Below are 16,903 nucleotides of genomic sequence, written 5' to 3'. Positions count from 1 at the left end.
TTTTATTACATCCCTTTATAAACAATGCGTTATGTTTTTGTATCCCTACCCTTCGTAGAATAAAAACTCAAATATCACTGGCTGGATAATAGTCAACCTTAGTGCTCATAATGAATGCACTTAAAGGGTGCAACCGATGACGATAAACCCTGTGCCCTGTTAAGTCATGAAACTAAATGATTCAAACACTTAGAACGACAACAAGGTAAACACAATGAAAAAAACAATAACGTTAGGTGCCTTGCTCATGGCAAGCACCAGCCTGTTGTTCGCAGCGAAATCGATAGCGGGGAGCTGGCAGCAAAACGTCAATATTGGCGGTTTTAGCAGCGTCAATATTTACACCCCGGATTCGACATCTGCGATTGGCGACGGAAAGTCCTTAATGATTGTTCTACATGGATGTGTACAACCGATTAGCAACTATTTGACGGCAAATCTGGAAGATGCCGCAGAGCAGCATGGTATGGTTATCGCCGTACCGGATGCAATGAATAAAGCCGGCTACAGCTGCTGGTCTTATTGGCAAGGTGCGATTAATCGTACCTCCGGTGATTATAAAAATCTGATTAACCTGGCGAATGCCATGAGTGGCGATGTTACTCGCGATATCGACCCGGATCAGGTTTATCTAACCGGTCTTTCTTCAGGCGGTGCTTTTGCACAACAAGCCGCTTGCGTCGCCCCGGATATTTTTGCCGGCGTTGCACCCAGTGCTGGACCTACGTTGGGAACCAGCTCAAATGGTGCATTAAATACCTGTGAAGTGGTGACCAGCTCAACCTTTAAGTCTCGTTGTGAATCTTACGCGGGTTCTTATTCAAACCACCTGGACGATCAAATTGCCGTGGTTGGTCATGGTACCGCAGATACCACCGTAGATACCTGTTACAACCAACAAAACGCCAATGGATATGCGGCCGTTTATGGAGTGACGCAATTATCGGGCACCAATACCCTTGCCGATGATGCAACGCGTACTGCATCCGAAACCCTTTGGAGCAATAATCGTGTGGCGATGATTTGGTTTGATGGTTTGGATCACTCCTGGTCGGGCGGTGCTGGCGCTTCCGGGCAGTATGTGGCGGGCAACAGCATTAACTTTGCCACCTATCTGGGGCAGTTTTTCGCAGATAACAACCTCAGGGTTGATCGTAACGCCGGCCCAGTGATTTCCAATCACGCCGCGATAGATAATACGGGCAGCTTGCTGGTATCCGGTTATGCCGTGGATGCCGAGGGAAGTGTCGGCAATGTGGCGATTCGCGTTTATGCCCTGGATTCCGGGGCTCCGGTGTTAATGGAAACCATCAATACCAGCGCGGCACCATCCGATGGTTATTATTCGGCGAGCTCAGCGACGTTAAATGATGGCCTGTACTTAGTGGAAGCTCAGGCAACGGATAACGAAAGTAAAATGGGTGATATTGCCTCGTTTACGGTTCGTGTCGGGCCAGAGCCTGCGGCAGAAGCACCGGTCATAAGCGGTATTAGCGTTGCGGTTGTTGGTCAGTGTGCGACGGTTACTGGTACCGTGGTGGATGCCAATCAGAACCTGCAATCGGTAACTGCGGCTTTTGCTAATGGCTCAAATTCGGCAACAGTGAGCAATAACGCCTTTACGGTCGAACAGTGTAATCTTCCAGGGGGCAATAATTCGGTTACCGTGACGGCAACCGATACTACCGCAATGTCATCATCCGAGAGCGCAAGTTTTACCATCGATGCCGGGCAAACGGGTGATTACAATTATCACATTAACGAAGGTCATATTACCTGGGGCTCTGGTTATTCAGCATGTTATTTAGCGTTCGGCACCAGTGACTTTACTATGCGTGAATATCCGGCAGGTACCAGCCAATGTAACTGGGTTGCAGATGGCGAGCCAAGCTGTAAAGGCCCGAATCAGGCTTGCTCTGTGCCCACGACGCCGTTAGATAGTGATGGCGATGGTGTCGCTGACAGTTTAGATAATTGTCCAAACGCGGCAAATGCCAATCAAGCGGATAATGACAATGATGGTATCGGTAATGTCTGTGACTCTACACCGGATGGCAATATCCTGGATGCCGATAACGATGGTGTCAATGACTCAATTGACAACTGTCCGAACACCGCCAATGCGGATCAGGCGGATAACGATAATGACGGCATTGGCAATGTATGCGATGCAACACCAGATGGCACTATTGCAGATGCGGATTCCGATGGTATTGAAGATGCTTTGGATAATTGCCCGTTAATTGCGAATGCGGATCAGGCAGATGCTGATGCCGATGGCACCGGTGATGTTTGTGATGCAACGCCCAATGGTGATTTTGCTTGTGTTGAATATACGGCGAGCAATTACAGTCATGTGTCGGCGGGTCGAGCCACCAATAACTTAGGTATCGCGTATGCGGTGGGTTCCAATGACAACCTTGGTTTGTGGAATATCTTTATTACCACGACATTGGCGCAAACGAGCGATGGCTATTATGAGCTAGGCAGCTGCCCGGCAAACTAATGCAATAGTCATTCGTTTTAATTTTTACGTACTTTAAGTTTTATCTGTTTGACCTAAGCCCGGTACCAGAAATGGTATTGGGCTTTTTATATTATTCACACCTAAATTTGCCTTTTAGGACATTTAAATTGCATTTGATGAAATAAAATGGAGAGTTTTCGGGTTTAATAGATATTGGAAAACAAATACCTATTTAACAACTAGTTAAGCAAGTAGTTAAACAGGCACTTAAACCAGCACAAAAGCCCGGAATAATAACCATGAATAAAGCCATTTTTGTTTTTGTACTCGCCTTGCCATTAACCATACTTACGGGTTGCGGCGGCTCCGGTGGTTCTAATGATAATGCTACCAACGAACCTGCTACACCAACCCCTCCAACGACATCTACGCCAGATCCGGTTGTCTATGCCGGGCAATTTATTGATGCGGCAGTGGAAGGCTTAACTTATCGTACCGATTCAAGCACCGGCGTTACGGATGCGGACGGCGAATTTATGTATCAAGCCTCAGAGTCGGTGACTTTTAACGTGGGTAGTCTTGAATTAGGGAGTGTCGCCGGCCGGGATATCGTTACCCCGATGGAATTATTTGCCACAACCGACATGGAAGATGTTCGAGTGGTGAATATGTTGAGGTTATTACAGTCTTTGGATGTTGATGGTGACCCGCAAAATGGTATTAAGTTCGGCGATGGTGCGATCAATTATGCGAACACCCTGAATTTAACCTTTGATGAAGCGGATTTTGATAGTCAGGTGGCGGATCTGTTGATGGCTAATCAGGGGGTTTATCTGGATTTAATTTCCGCGGAGCAGGCATTGTTGCATTTTCAGACGACCCTCGATGAACTGGATTTAACCGCGATGAGCAATTGTGGTGATGATCACCCTAAAGTTGGATACAGCGGCGACTTTGAAACCTTCTTCCATGATGTTTCCGGAAGGGCAACTATTGTTGATAATTGCACGATTCAAGTAGAGTTCTTTAATTATGATGGTGAAGGCCCCGATGTGTTTTTCTATGCCGGTACAGATCATGATTACACGTCTGTAGACGCTTTTGCCATTGGAGAACAGCTTAATGGCAAGGTTTATAACAATGCCAGCATAACCTTGAAATTACCTCGCAATCGCACCCTCGATGACTTCAATACGTTGAGTGTCTGGTGTGTGGATTTTGCTGCCGATTTTGGCCATCTTGTCTTTACCGAGTAACCCAACCTCATCGCGAGATTAAAAGCAGGTTTGATGCTTTATAAGGCATTGCGCTCTCAGGCAATACTTTCCAGGCAATGCGAGTAGCTGGAATACATTAAGGTGCTATAGTTTATTGATTATTCTCAGTAACTAACGCCTTTAATTAGGTGCCGTTAAGGGCCCGAACATGAAACCAACCTGCTTTGTTCTAATGTTAGCGAGCCTGTTTTTGTCCGCATTTACACTTGCTCAGGAAGGCGAAAAAAATGACAATGACGACAAGTTAGCCGATGATCCCACCAAAGTTATCACCAAGTTTGGCATTTCCTATGCCGATAATTACGACTTTAACGATAATAATGTATCCTTCTCTGGTTCGTTTGCCTTTGATCCGGTGCGTAAAATAAATGCCCGGGTTAATAGTGATGCCAGCGAGTGGCGCATCGGCGGCTCCTGGTTATTCCCGTTTAGCATTATCAATTTTAACTTTGGCAAAAATGAATACTCCAATGGTGCGAATCAAACCAATTACAGCATCGGCACCTTTGTACCATTGAGTCATTTTGATATTGCCCCTGCGGGTTTTCAGATATTCCCAATGGCCGGATACACCTACAATGATGGTGAGGCACCAGTTTGTGTAGAAAGCCAATGTAATAGTGATGACATAACGATTGAAGCAACGCCGGAAAACGGCTTTAAAATGGTGCAATCTGAAGGGGGAAGTGGCTATTTAGGCGCATTTGCCCTTAAACCTTTAACGCCGACATGGACGTTAATGACCGTGGTTAATTTCAGCTATGGTTCTAAAAATGCCGGAGGTGAAAACTATAAAGGTTGGTTTGGTGGCGCGGGAGTAAGCTTTGCTCCGAATAAAACTCACTCGTTCAGTGCATTTACCTTCTTAATGGATAACAACACCTATCTCGATGAAGCGGACAAGCGCTTTGTCTTATCTTATACGTTTCAGTTTGGGCAAGGCGGCAAAGCCGATAGCCCATCGCAACCTTAAAGGATGGTTTTAATTAAACCACCTTCGGCGCGAATGCTGGAACCGTTAACGGCACCGCTTACCGGCGAGGCGATAAAGGTTACCACGTCGGCAATTTCCTGAGGTTTGATAAAGCGTTGTAGTAAGGAATCCGGCTCGGTTTCTTTGAAAAATTCAGCCACAAACTCCGCTTCACTTTTGTTTTGCACATCAGCACTTTCTTTTAACCAGGCTTGCACGCCTTCGGTTAATGTCGGCCCCGGCAATACCGTATTAATGGTCAGGTTTTTCCCGCTGCCTTTAGTCAGATTGGCAAGACCTCGCCCTATCACCATCTGCGCCCCCTTGGTTACCGAATAATGGATCATGCTTTCCAATCCCCTTGCTCCGGCTTCACTGGCAATATTGATAATGCGGCCAAAGTTACGTTGTTGCATTTTCGGAAAAAAATGCCGACACAGGCGCACTGTGCTCATGATGTTGCAATCAAAAAACTGCTGCCAGTCGTTATCATCAATATCTGCAAAAGGTTTAGGACTGAAAATCCCCATATTATTGACCAACACATCCAACTCGCCAATGTTATCTATTTCCTGACATATCCGCTCACTGTCTTCGACTTTTGATAAATCACCGGTTACGCCATACACGTCACCTTTTTTCGAAAGATCAGAGATTAACGCGGAGAGGTCGCTGCGACCATTGACAATAACCCGGGCACCTTCATTGAGCATGGTTTCGGCAATCGCCCGACCGATGCCCTGACTTGAGCCACTAATAAAAACGAGTTTGTTGGTTAATTGGAGATCCATAAGAAAGGCCTGGGGTTCGCGACTATAGAAGTCAAAAGTATAGACGAAAGCAAAATCAAGGGAGGTCGATTTTGCAAGGTGACAAGTCGACATCGCGAAGGGTGACAAGTCGAGCTAAAGCACTCCTAGGGTGACAGAGCCGAGTTTGAAAAGGCAAAATTCGACTCACTGACAGCATGAAATTAGGATTTCATGCTGGTGACAATGCTGCACAAAGCACAGCATAGGTTAGAGCAAAAGGTGACAAGCCGGAGTCGAAACGGGTGACAAGTTGAGCTAAAGCACTCCTAGGGTGACAGAGCCGAATTTATTAACAGCAAAATTCGACTCACTGACAGCAAGAAATTAAGATTTCTCGCTGCTGACAATGCTGCAAACAGCGCAGCATAGGTTGCTCTTAACCGGCTGTTAGCCTGTCGTCTAAAATGCGACGCAGGGAGCATTTATCCACCGACGTTAGTCTGTCGTCTAAAATACGCCCAAAGTAGTATTTATCCACCGTGCTTTTTATTTATCCACCCACCTTTTTATCCGTAACCCTATATTTTCCTGTACTTTTATTTCAATGTTGTTAATATCCTTGCCGAACCAAGGGGTGCACTGCATAAATTTATGCGGAGCTGAGAATATAAACCCTTATTACCTGAAACGGATAATACCGGCGTAGGGATGGTTAAAGACTAAATTCTCCTGTCGATTCTCGCATCTTAGGTGCCTGAACGAACCGTTTGGAGTGATTTGTCTGCCGCTTTCATACTCCGGTGATGATGTAGAGAAAAACATGAATTTTACTCAATCACCTATTACTCTTGCGATCTTAACGAGCGCAATCTCATTTTCTGCTTTTGCCCAAACCCAAAATCAAACCCAAAATAAATCCGATAATGCTGCGAATGCCGACGAACAAAGCATCGAAGTGATAACCGTACAATCGGATTTTCGTGAACAATCATTACAAGCTATTCCCTCGTCATTGACGATCATGTCTTCTGCAGACATGGAAACTCGCAATGCCGAAAATCTTGAAGATATTCTTGGTGCGGTTGCCAATGTAAATTTCTCCAGTGGCTCCCAACGTGCCCGATATTACCAGGTGCGTGGTATCGGCGAGCGCAGTCAATTTCAAGAAGCAATTAACCCCTCGGTTGGGGTGTTGATGGATGATATCGATTTAGCGGGGATCGGCGGCATTGCTTCAACCTTTGATATGGCACAAGTCGAGTTTTTTAAAGGCCCGCAAGGGACACGATTTGGCGCCAATGCTCTTGCTGGTGTTGTGTCGTTGCAATCCAATGCGCCAACCGATGAATTTGAAGGTCGAGTGCGTTTATCAGCGGCCAATTACGACAGCTTAAGCTCAGGCCTAGTGCTATCGGGCCCGGCAACAGATGGCATCAATTATCGTTTTGTCGCGGAAAAAAATGTCAGCGATGGTTTTATCGATAATACGTTTTTAGATCGCCAAGATACCAATAACCGTGATGAGTTAACGCTTCGCGGAAAGCTTGCGATTGAAGCCAGTGAAGATTTAGATGTCGACATTACCTTAATTCATGCGGATTTTGACAATGGCTATGACGCGTTCTCTTTGGATAACACGCGCGAGACGCTATCGGATCAACCTGGTGTCGATCAGCAAAATACCACGGCTGGCAGCGTCAAGTTTACCTACACAGGTCTGGAAACATTTGATGTGATTTCGATTGTGACCCACGCCGATTCGGATTTAGCCTATGGTTATGACGAAGATTGGAGTCATGTTGGTTTACATCCTTGGGAATATTCATCAACGGATCATTATCTTCGAGATCGCAAAAACTCCACGTTAGAGTTTCGTTTGGTGTCAAACCCTGAACACCGTATTTTTGCTGACAGTAGCGATTGGGTCGTAGGGGTTTACGGGAAAAATGAGTCGGAAGATTTAATCCGTCAGTATACCTACCTCGATAGTGACTATTCTTCCTCGTTCGATGCGCAAAACCTGGCAATATTTGCTGAGTTACAAACCCATTTATCTGAGCAATTAACGCTGACTTCGGGGTTACGTTTTGAACAGCGCGATACCGATTATGTGAATTCTGATGGTCTGGATTTTCAACCGGATGATGCAATGATTGGCGGAAAGCTGGTGCTTTCTTATCAGTTAACGGACGCGGCAATGACCTATGCCTCGATCAATCGCGGTTATAAAGCCGGTAGTGTTAACAGCAATGGTAGCTTGCCTGACGAGCTTCGAGCATTTGACCCGGAATATCTATGGAACTATGAAATTGGTTTTAAAACGGCGTTTTTGGACAACAGCGCGTTGTTTCGAATTGCAGCGTTTTATATGAGTCGTGATGATATTCAAATCAGCAGTTATCATTTAGATGAGCGCGAAGACGGCAGTAGTGAATTTATCAGCTACTGGGATAACGCCGCCAAGGGTAGCAATACTGGCGTTGAAGTGGAATTGTTGTGGGACATCAACGATTCCTTAAACGTCTACACGAGCCTTGGTTTGCTGGATACCGAGTTTGAAGGCTTTACTTATGGCGATGGTACGCTAGAAACCGGTCGCGATCAGGCGCATGCACCAAACTATCAGTTTAATGCTGGCGCCAATTACTATTTCACTGATCGGTTATTATTAAACGTTAATGTCGAAGGTAAGGACGAATTTTACTTCTCCGATAGCCATGAGCAAAAATCCGACAGTGTTACGTTATGGGCGGCATCGCTAAGCTATCAGGCGGATGCGTGGAGCGTTAAGCTATGGGGACGTAATGTCTTTGACGAGCAATACGCTACCCGAGGTTTTTATTTTGGTAATGACCCTCGTGACGGCTATACCGCCAAGCCATATTATCAATATGGCGAACCTGCACGGGTCGGTGTAACTTTCGACTACAACTTTTAAGTTGTTGAGATAACATTAGAGCCCTGATATCGGGGCTCTGAGTTTTAAAATTCTTTTCAGGAGTGATCATGCAAGTCTCTATCGAAATCAGCCTGTATCCGCTGGCGGAAGAAACCTACAAAGACCAGATTTGGGGCTTTATTGACCACCTCAATGCGACAGAAGGTTTACGGGTTGTCACCAATGGTATGAGTACTCAGGTATTCGGTGAATATGATTTGGCAACGTCGACGGTGATGGCCGAAATCAAAAAAGTTCATGAAACCTTGGGCGCAGCCGTGTTTGTCTGCAAGTTTATCGGTGGTGATCGCCAGTTTGCGGAAGACAGAGTCTAATGTCTGGGATTATTGAGTATTTCTCCACGTTACCTTTGTGGGAATTAACGGCAGTATTAACGGCCTTGCTCTATGTGATATTGGCGGCGCAGTTGAATATCTGGTGCTGGCCGGCAGCGATGATCAGTACCCTGATATATACGGCAATTTTCTATGACGTGTACCTGTGGATGGATGGCTTACTGCAGGTGTATTATTTTGTCATGGCCATCTATGGTTGGTATATCTGGCAAAAGCATCCGCCTGGAAATGCGCTTGGACTCACCATTATTCGCTGGCGCCTATCTACCCATATGATTGCGATTGCGGCTCTATCGGTATTGTCTTTGGCCCTTGGCTGGTTGATGGATACCTATACGCCAACAGACTTTCCCTACATCGATTCTGCGACAACGGTATTTGCCGTATTTGCCACCTATCTGGTTGCCCAAAAAGTGCTGGAAAACTGGTTATATTGGGTGGTGATTGATCTGGTATCAATATACATCTATATCGAAAAATCTCTACAACCCACAGCATTTTTGTTCGCCGTTTATGTGGTGATTGCGGTTTATGGTTATTTTCATTGGCGAGCCAAGTACCTCCAGGCGCAATTGCCCGCAAGTGCTTCACTCACGACTGAGTAGTTGCTGTTAAATTTGTGGTTTACACTCTATTTAGCCCGTATTTTGGCGTCGATAAAAACGAAATTAACCAATTTTAGTGGAACATTAAGTAAATGAATGCCGAGATATTTAATCAGCTGGCTCGTCTGCCTTGTTTTAAGGGGCTGGATGTCTCGGTGATCCCACTTGTGGGCAGTGGTAACAATCCTTGTTGCAAAGTCATCGGTCATCAAAATTCCGATGCTTTTTTTGTCAAACATCTAGGCTTGCAAAATATCGATGCGGCAATGCCTAGTACAAATAAAAATGCGGATATCAAATTATACGCAAATGCCAATTTGGTGAACCACTCTGCGATAAAGCCAGCGATGCATTCAGAGACAAATGTTTTGGCAATGAATAACGCTTTGGCAGACATTAGCCCAGCCATTGTCTATCAGGACAGTCAATGGCAAGTGCAGCGCTTTATCAATGGTACAAGCCTGCAGGATTGCGCGTTATCGCATGATGAGAAAACCGCCATTGCTATGGATGTGATGGCAGCATTGCACGCGACAAAATTAGAAGCAGGTTCGCTTGCACCTTTAGATTTGGGTTCTGCTCTGCGATCTCAGGTTGGCTTGCTTGCATTGAATGAAGACTCAGAACAACGGTTAATGTCATTAATCAATACGGTATGCCCTACGGAACAAGGTATTGCTGCTTATGCCGCAAACAACGTAGTGACTCATGGCGATATACATTTTGGCAATATCATGGTGGAAGCCGACGAGCGCCCCTGGCTTGTTGATTTAGAATATCTGTGTCTTGCGCCCAGAGAATATGATCTGGCGATGTTTATTGCGATTAATCCGTTAACGCTTGAGCAATTTATTAGTCAGGATTGTCGCAAATACAAATACAAAGACTCTGACGACAAATCTAGTAACCACCAAAACGGCCATGTTCAACCGTTTCCAGGGCTTGCGGTACAAGGTTATCAAGCATCTTCAGGAGCAAATGTTAATGTCGATTTGCTTCGGGCTTATCTTCCCGTATGTTTATTATTAAATAGCCTGTGGTTTATCCTGAAAGGCCGGGAAAATGAAAAGTTTATTGCCTCTGCCCATTGGCAGATAAACGCCTTCGAATCACTGACCCAATCGTCCACGCTGTCTTATTTGTTTACAAATTAAACTGCCCATTCTCCTGAAAAGTCACTAGAACCAGGCCAAAATTGCGCTACAGTTAAATTTAGGCTGTGTGATGTCAACTGAAGTTGATTGATCCTTTCCATTTTCCCATCCGTTTATTTTAAAGGTTCCCACAAGGTACACAGCATCTTAGTGGGTGTTACGGATCCAGAGTGAGGTAGTTTATGGACTTGTTTATTGAATCGTTGGAAGGAAACTCGTATTTAGTCAAAGTTGGTGATGGTGGTGAACACACCGTCGTGACCGATGACAATCAACAACCATTAAAATTTAATTGTCTGGCCGATGTTAAAGAGCACTTCAATGAGCACTTCTTAAACGAAGTCTGGCTCGAACAGGCAACCCCTTATGAGGAGATGTGCGGCCTGCCATCCTCGAACGATAAACTACGCATCAAATTGAATTGGTAATTCACTATATCCATCTCTATTTATTAGAAAAAGCCTGAATTGTTCAGGCTTTTTTATGACACGATTAATATCGCTCTAACCGACATTTTTAAAATCTGGGCTTGTTACTGAATCTCCTGTCTTTGTTTCAATATCTTCATAGGTCTTGGATTGTTCGTAAGCTCGCCTATTTTGAGTTCGAGCTAGTATTAGTCGTTGAACCGCCATCTTTATGCCACAAATACCAACTATAAATTATGGGAATGAACGATGCTGGCAAGATTAAACCCAACATCAACCAGGTTAATAGTTGATGCGGTAACGCGAAGGAAATAAACAATCCAAGCACGCCTGCCAGCATAAAGAGTCGTCCACCCAAATGGTGCGTTTTGCGCCAGTTTTCATCGCTCGATAATGTCCATGGGGTGCGAATACCGATAAAAAAGTTACTGCGCGTTTTCGATAAGAAATTACCTACAACGATAAACAGTACAAAGATAGCCACCATGATTAGGCGCAACATAGGCACTTCATAACCCATGCCCATGGCCAGATTCGCTCCGGCAATCAGGGCTAACATTAAACTCACAGCCAATCCAATCCAGCCTTTGGCTTTCTCTGATTCCTGCAGGTTTTCGCGGCGTGGTTCGAAATGTTTCAATAAAGAAAGCAGCAGCAAGATCCCCAATATCACCAATGGCGGGTAAATTAATGCCGACATTAGGGAGCCATAGCGGTCAGGCTCACCATGGATATTCCAATGGTGAGGAATTTGTATCTCTAGTGGTAATAGCCAAAGCCCGGCAAGGCAGGCGATTAAGGTGAGTAAAAACACTCCCCAGGCACAACGCATCGCAGACATATCTACTCCTTGTTATCTTTAGAAAAAAGACTGTAAAGTTGGTTAAGGACATCTTCGACAACACTGGTCTTTAAACTGTACATTATGGTTGTCCCCTGACGTTGGGTTGCAACCAAATCCGCAGATTTCAGTACGTTTAAATGCCCAGATAAGGTGGAACGTCCGACATCGAGTTGTTCGGCGATATCGCCCGCACTCAAATCCTGCTTTTTTAATAACGCCAGGATGTCCCGTCGGACAGAACTGGATAATGCCTGATACACGTCAGCCACATTGACCCCTTAACCATGTTTGAAAGCTTATTTCGTAATTTAGCGAAATAACGAAATAAAAGCAAGTTTGCTGCTTTAATAAACAATGTTAATCATCGAACCTGATACCAATATATGCGTTGTTATGTTCGCGCTAGCTACGGAATAATTACGCTTCAATATGTTGCTACTCTTCCCCTAAGGCGATGATTCAAATAGTAAATGCAAAGTTTTTTGTGCGTTTATTAGCCTAAATATTTGAGTTTGCGCTGGGCAACAGGCTACACTCAATCCATGACCCATATTGAGCTACTCTTTATTTAAGTAAGTGGAATTCAGGAGCAAGTAATGCAAAAACAGGAAGAAGGAAACGTCGCCGAAAAGGCAGACAAAATTGATGTTTCAACCTTAGCGCAATATATCGATAAATATTCTGAGATGCTGATCGATTTTGCGATCAGTTTTGTCATCGCGCTAATTGTCTTGCGCATAACCCTTTGGGTTGCCAATGCCATCGTCCGTTTTCTTGATAGGGCAATGGAACGGCGCGAAGTGGAAGTGACCTTAAAAAAATTCCTCTTAGATATTATCTCAGCGGTTCTCAAGGTCATATGTATCATCATTTTTGCCTCGATGGTTGGTATTGAAACTACCTCGCTAATAGCGTTGCTAGGTGCGGCTGGTTTAGCCGTTGGTCTGGCGTTGCAAGGCAGCCTTGCAAACTTCGCCGGCGGTATTTTAATCTTAATGTATCGACCGTTCCGAGCCGGTGATTTCATTGATGCTCAGGGACAAAGTGGCACAGTAGAAGAAATTCAGATTTTCAATACGGTATTAAAAACACCGGATAATAAGCGGGTGTTTATACCCAACGGTTTGTTATCTAATGGTAGTTTAGTGAATTACTCCTCTGAGGATACCCGCCGGGTCGATTTCGTAGTGAGCATCAGTTACGACGATTCGATCAGTGAGGCGAAAAAAGTCATCAATGATTTATTGGATAAAGATGATCGCTTATTGGCTGAGCCTGATCGTATGGTGGTGGTTGGTGCCCATGGAGCCAGCAGTGTCGACCTATTTGTGCGAGTCTGGGTAAACAGTGGTGACTATTGGGATGTTTACTTTGAGTTTATGGAAAACATTAAACAGGCGTTTGATGACAATGGTTTATCAATCCCGTACCCACAACAAGATGTGCATATTCATCAGGTAGCAAAGTAGGATTCATTTAGGATAGACTGGGCGAAATTTTTAACTAATGCTTAGCTAGTGCTTAGATATGGAAAACTTTTCGCCCTCCTGTGAGCGCAACAAACAGGTTATTTTAGAGCAAATCGCAGCACGATTGAAACAACACTCGACAGTATTTGAGGTTGGCAGCCTGTCGGGTCAACACGCATTGCACTTTACCCAGCACCGTCCAGACATTCGCTGGCAATGCAGTGATATCAAACCGCACCTGGCACCTCTGGCGAATAACATTCGTGACTTTGGCGGTGACAATCTGCTGGCGCCTGTGCATTTGGATTTAATCGATGCCAAAACCTGGCAGCAAACGCAAATGGATTGTTTGTATACGGCGAATACCTTGCATATTGTCGCCCCTGCATTAGTTGAGCGCTTCTTTACCCTTGCTCAGTCTATCGTGAAATCTGGGGGGACTCTGATGATTTATGGTCCGTTTAAATACCAGGGACAATACACCAGTTCGAGCAATGCTGAGTTTCAGCAATGGTTGTTAGACCGAGATCCGCAAAGTGGCATACGTGATATTGAATGGATTGAATCGTTGGCGGCAAACTCTAATTTTTCATTGCATGAAGACATTGCTATGCCAGCAAACAATCAATTGCTGATATTTTATCGTCAATAACCTTCAGGTATGATTGACCTATTACTGATATTTTTGAGGTTTTAACCTTATGACTTTACGTCGCCTAGCGAGTCTTTTTATTAGCTCTGCTTTTACATTCTCGGCATTTGCCGCAGAAAACACTTCTACCAACGAGCAAGATCTCGTGAATAATTTTGCGGAAATTCATCAAAATCTGATGGCAAAGGTTGCGGTAGCGGATATGTACTTTGGCTGTCAATTGGCCAACCAAGACACACCGCAAACAAGTGATAGTATCGAAACGTTAATTTTAAGAACCGACAAAGACACGTTAGGCCAGCAATTGATAGATTGTTTGGGTGAAGATAGCATTGGCTCAGATAAAGCGCTTAATTATGGTATTACCGGCTGCTTCAGTGATCAAACCAAGCATTTGGCTAAACAGGAGCAACAACAAAAAATGACTCAAGTCGCTCAGGCCATTGAATCTTTGGATAAGACAGAGCGACAAAAAAGTTTTACGCAATGTGTTAACAATCAAGCACTCCAGTATCTGCAAATTGAAAAATAATAGCGGCTTATCAGCTGGTTAGAGAGTAACAATAAAGCCTGGTTTTTGAACCGGGCTTTATTATGCCAGTTGGTGTGCGCTCGCTTACCGCCTACACCCTTCCATTAGTAACGTGAATGTTAATTGTTATCATTTATATCTAATTGATATTTTTGTGAAAAAACCTGATTTTGGCGGCGATTAATCTATCCTTAGATAAGGTATGTCAAACCAAAAGAGGGATGTGATGAAAGGTAACAAAAAGGTATTGGACGGCTTGAATGCCCTTCTTGCCAATGAGCTTGCGGCAATCGATCAATATTTTATTCATTCCAGAATGTATGACGACTGGGGTTTAGATCGTTTGTTTGTACGCCTCGAACATGAGCGCGAAGAAGAAACAGAGCATGCGGATTTTCTGATCAAACGCATGTTATTTCTCGAAGGCAAACCTAATATGGTCAAGCGCCGGGATTTGCTGATTGGCAGTGATGTTAAAGAGATGATGGAAAATGACCTGGTCCTGGAAATAGAAGTTGTTCAGGCATTAAAGGATGTGATTGGATTGTGTGAAAAGGAGCAGGATTATCAAACCCGCGAAATACTCGAAAAGCTCTTATATGATACCGAGGAAGATCACGTTTATTGGTTGGAGAAGCAACTCGGGCTAATCGATAAAATTGGCATGAAAAACTACATTCAGTCGCAAATGGGTGACAGTGAATAGGAGCCTGCCATGAAAACAACGAAAGAGTTAATTCAGCAACTCAACAATGTGCTTGCCAATGAGCTGATTGCCATTAATCAGTATTTCCTGCATGCCCGTATGCACAAAAACTGGGGATTCAAACGGTTAAATAAGGCGGATTACAAGCGCTCGATTAAAGTAATGAAAAATGCCGATGAGATTATTGAACGGATACTATTTCTAGAGGGGTTACCCAACCTGCAACATCTTGGTCGACTTCGAATCGGCGAGCATTGCGAGGAGATGATTGCTGCAAATCTGGCATTTGAAATGGATTCTCTCGATACCCTGAAGGCTACGATATTGTTCTGTGAGCAACATCAGGATTATGTCAGTCGCGATATGCTAGAAGAAATCCTTGAACATCAGGAAGAACAAATTGATTGGCTTGAAGCCCAGCAATACCTGATTGAAAACGCCGGATTAAAAAATTATCTACAAAAAATGATGGATGATGAGTAAATTCCTGAGTTTCAGGTTTCAGGTTTCAGGTTTCAGATCACGGATTGTACGGAAGACAAAAATGTCGGCAAAAGCCGGCTTTTTTTGGTGCAGAATAATCTTTATGCGACTGCCTGAGCTTCTTCAGCCAACGCCAATAAACTTTCGTCTAATACCATTTTCGCCACGGGCGAGCATTTGCCGCAGGATGATGCCACAGCAAGCTGGGTTCGAAGACACCGCATGGAGCTAGCACCCTCAAGCGTTGATTCTTTAATTTGTTGTTCGGTAATACCGTGACAAATGCAAACGTACATCAAAAATTCTGTTTAATAATTACACTGGAGCTAAGATTAATCTAAATGATAATGATTATCAACTGTGTTTGCGTTATAAAAATGTAACTTTTTTGTGCCCCCGGCCCCGGTTTATCGATATATTCACAGTACAAAAGATATTCTACACTGACAGCAAAAATCGGATTACATCTTGAGGCAACACTGAACTCATTGATAAAATGCCAGTTTTATAACTTATGGAGCCGTTGTGAATAAAAGCTACATTACAAATACTATTGCCCTGGTGCTGGCACTAGTTGGTTATTTCTTATCGCAAAATATTTTATTTTCGGTTGGTGTTTTTGCCTTGTCTGGTGCAATTACCAATGTTCTTGCGATTCATATGCTGTTTGAGAAAGTCCCTTTTCTTTATGGTTCTGGCGTGATCCCATCGCAATTTGACGCCTTTAAGCGGGCCATTGCCAATATGATGATGACGCAATTTTTCACCGATCATAATATTGATAAATTCTTGTCTCAGGGAAGTGGCGAAGCGGTGCATTTTGATTTTTCCAGTGTCATTCACAAGGTAGATTTGGAACCAGCATTTCATTCCCTGGTGCAGACCATTGAAGAATCTTCTTTTGGCAGCATGCTTGCGATGTTTGGTGGTAATGAAGCCCTGCAACCGCTGCAACAGCCATTTATTGAAAAAATGAAAGCATCTTTGTTAAACATTAGTGAGCAGGATGAGTTTAATGCGTTGGTGCGTGAGCAACTTGAACAACCGAATGTATTGGAAGGGATGCGCCAAAAAGTCGAAGCCATTATTGAACAACGACTGGACGAATTAACGCCTGACATGGTTAAGGATATTATTCAGCAGATGATCCGTAAACACCTTGGTTGGCTTGTTGTCTGGGGAGGAGTGTTTGGCGGACTTATCGGCCTGATAGTGGCACTGATTAGTGACTTCATGTCTTAAACACTGTGGTTAAAAAACCAGCGTG

General features: G+C 44.2%; 18 protein-coding genes and 1 riboswitch. Of the genes, 14 read left to right on the top strand and 4 right to left on the bottom strand.

What is annotated here, in order from left to right:
• Positions 1 to 214 precede the first annotated feature (214 nt).
• The 3 genes from FE810_RS08305 (at position 215) to FE810_RS08295 (ending at position 4,717) form a co-directional block, all read left to right on the top strand.
• Positions 215 to 2,506, top strand: coding sequence for an extracellular catalytic domain type 1 short-chain-length polyhydroxyalkanoate depolymerase (locus FE810_RS08305; protein ID WP_138319590.1), 2,292 nt, complete (start codon positions 215 to 217; stop codon positions 2,504 to 2,506).
• A 260-nt stretch (positions 2,507 to 2,766) separates the two neighbouring features.
• A complete protein-coding gene (locus FE810_RS08300; protein WP_138319589.1) occupies positions 2,767 to 3,723 on the top strand; it encodes a DM13 domain-containing protein in 957 nt (318 codons plus the stop codon).
• A gap of 169 nt (positions 3,724 to 3,892) precedes the next feature.
• On the top strand, positions 3,893 to 4,717 hold the full coding sequence (locus FE810_RS08295; protein ID WP_138319588.1) for a hypothetical protein: 825 nt from the start codon (positions 3,893 to 3,895) through the stop codon (positions 4,715 to 4,717).
• Here the strand turns inward: FE810_RS08295 and FE810_RS08290 are convergent.
• Positions 4,714 to 5,508, bottom strand: coding sequence for an SDR family NAD(P)-dependent oxidoreductase (locus FE810_RS08290; RefSeq protein ID WP_138319587.1), 795 nt, complete (start codon positions 5,506 to 5,508; stop codon positions 4,714 to 4,716). The two genes, FE810_RS08295 and FE810_RS08290, sit on opposite strands and share 4 nt — an antisense overlap.
• A gap of 581 nt (positions 5,509 to 6,089) precedes the next feature.
• Positions 6,090 to 6,195: riboswitch (TPP riboswitch) on the top strand.
• Positions 6,196 to 6,289: 94 nt separating this feature from the next.
• Here FE810_RS08290 and FE810_RS08285 point away from each other — a divergent pair.
• The 5 genes from FE810_RS08285 (at position 6,290) to FE810_RS08265 (ending at position 10,950) form a co-directional block, all read left to right on the top strand.
• Positions 6,290 to 8,407: a TonB-dependent receptor gene (locus FE810_RS08285; RefSeq protein ID WP_138319586.1), complete on the top strand. Its 2,118-nt coding sequence runs from the start codon at positions 6,290 to 6,292 to the stop codon at positions 8,405 to 8,407.
• 68 nt (positions 8,408 to 8,475) lie between these two features.
• A complete protein-coding gene (locus FE810_RS08280) occupies positions 8,476 to 8,742 on the top strand; it encodes a YkoF family thiamine/hydroxymethylpyrimidine-binding protein (protein WP_138319585.1) in 267 nt (88 codons plus the stop codon).
• A complete protein-coding gene (gene pnuC / locus FE810_RS08275) occupies positions 8,742 to 9,368 on the top strand; it encodes a nicotinamide riboside transporter PnuC (protein ID WP_138319584.1) in 627 nt (208 codons plus the stop codon). Before FE810_RS08280 ends, pnuC begins: the two co-directional genes overlap by 1 nt.
• Before the next feature lie 92 nt (positions 9,369 to 9,460).
• On the top strand, positions 9,461 to 10,522 hold the full coding sequence (locus FE810_RS08270) for a phosphotransferase family protein (RefSeq protein WP_138319583.1): 1,062 nt from the start codon (positions 9,461 to 9,463) through the stop codon (positions 10,520 to 10,522).
• Positions 10,523 to 10,704: 182 nt separating this feature from the next.
• Positions 10,705 to 10,950 carry a DUF6482 family protein gene (locus FE810_RS08265; RefSeq protein ID WP_138319582.1) on the top strand — a complete coding sequence of 82 codons (246 nt, stop codon included), beginning with the start codon at positions 10,705 to 10,707 and terminating at the stop codon, positions 10,948 to 10,950.
• Positions 10,951 to 11,116: 166 nt separating this feature from the next.
• On the opposite strand, the gene FE810_RS08260 is transcribed toward FE810_RS08265, so the two are convergent.
• Both FE810_RS08260 and FE810_RS08255 read right to left on the bottom strand, forming a co-directional pair.
• The gene (locus tag FE810_RS08260; RefSeq protein ID WP_138319581.1) at positions 11,117 to 11,791 is read right to left on the bottom strand and encodes an SdpI family protein; all 675 of its coding nucleotides are present in this window, start codon (positions 11,789 to 11,791) and stop codon (positions 11,117 to 11,119) included.
• Positions 11,792 to 11,793: 2 nt separating this feature from the next.
• On the bottom strand, positions 11,794 to 12,063 hold the full coding sequence (locus FE810_RS08255) for an autorepressor SdpR family transcription factor (protein ID WP_138319580.1): 270 nt from the start codon (positions 12,061 to 12,063) through the stop codon (positions 11,794 to 11,796).
• A gap of 327 nt (positions 12,064 to 12,390) precedes the next feature.
• On the opposite strand from FE810_RS08255, the gene FE810_RS08250 reads away from it, so the two are divergent.
• The 5 genes from FE810_RS08250 (at position 12,391) to bfr (FE810_RS08230) (ending at position 15,636) form a co-directional block, all read left to right on the top strand.
• On the top strand, positions 12,391 to 13,263 hold the full coding sequence (locus FE810_RS08250; protein ID WP_138319579.1) for a mechanosensitive ion channel family protein: 873 nt from the start codon (positions 12,391 to 12,393) through the stop codon (positions 13,261 to 13,263).
• Between the two features lie 58 nt (positions 13,264 to 13,321).
• Positions 13,322 to 13,915, top strand: a complete 594-nt coding sequence (locus FE810_RS08245; protein ID WP_138319578.1) for a DUF938 domain-containing protein — start codon at positions 13,322 to 13,324, stop codon at positions 13,913 to 13,915.
• 49 nt (positions 13,916 to 13,964) lie between these two features.
• Positions 13,965 to 14,447 carry a hypothetical protein gene (locus FE810_RS08240; protein WP_138319577.1) on the top strand — a complete coding sequence of 161 codons (483 nt, stop codon included), beginning with the start codon at positions 13,965 to 13,967 and terminating at the stop codon, positions 14,445 to 14,447.
• A 226-nt stretch (positions 14,448 to 14,673) separates the two neighbouring features.
• Complete coding sequence (bfr, locus tag FE810_RS08235) at positions 14,674 to 15,153, top strand: bacterioferritin (protein ID WP_138319576.1); 480 nt, start codon at positions 14,674 to 14,676, stop codon at positions 15,151 to 15,153.
• 9 nt (positions 15,154 to 15,162) lie between these two features.
• Positions 15,163 to 15,636, top strand: coding sequence for a bacterioferritin (gene bfr / locus FE810_RS08230; RefSeq protein WP_138319575.1), 474 nt, complete (start codon positions 15,163 to 15,165; stop codon positions 15,634 to 15,636).
• A gap of 101 nt (positions 15,637 to 15,737) precedes the next feature.
• Here the strand turns inward: bfr (FE810_RS08230) and FE810_RS08225 are convergent, their stop codons facing one another.
• On the bottom strand, positions 15,738 to 15,932 hold the full coding sequence (locus tag FE810_RS08225; RefSeq protein ID WP_138319574.1) for a (2Fe-2S)-binding protein: 195 nt from the start codon (positions 15,930 to 15,932) through the stop codon (positions 15,738 to 15,740).
• A 229-nt stretch (positions 15,933 to 16,161) separates the two neighbouring features.
• On the opposite strand from FE810_RS08225, the gene FE810_RS08220 reads away from it, so the two are divergent.
• Positions 16,162 to 16,878: a DUF445 family protein gene (locus FE810_RS08220; protein ID WP_138319573.1), complete on the top strand. Its 717-nt coding sequence runs from the start codon at positions 16,162 to 16,164 to the stop codon at positions 16,876 to 16,878.
• Positions 16,879 to 16,903 lie beyond the last annotated feature (25 nt).

It is taken from the genome of Thalassotalea litorea, from assembly GCF_005843925.1.
In the GTDB taxonomy this organism is placed as follows: Bacteria; Pseudomonadota; Gammaproteobacteria; order Enterobacterales; family Alteromonadaceae; genus Thalassotalea_A; species Thalassotalea_A litorea_A.
Note: the sequence above shows the minus strand (reverse complement) of the source record. Positions and strands in the feature narration are given on the sequence as shown.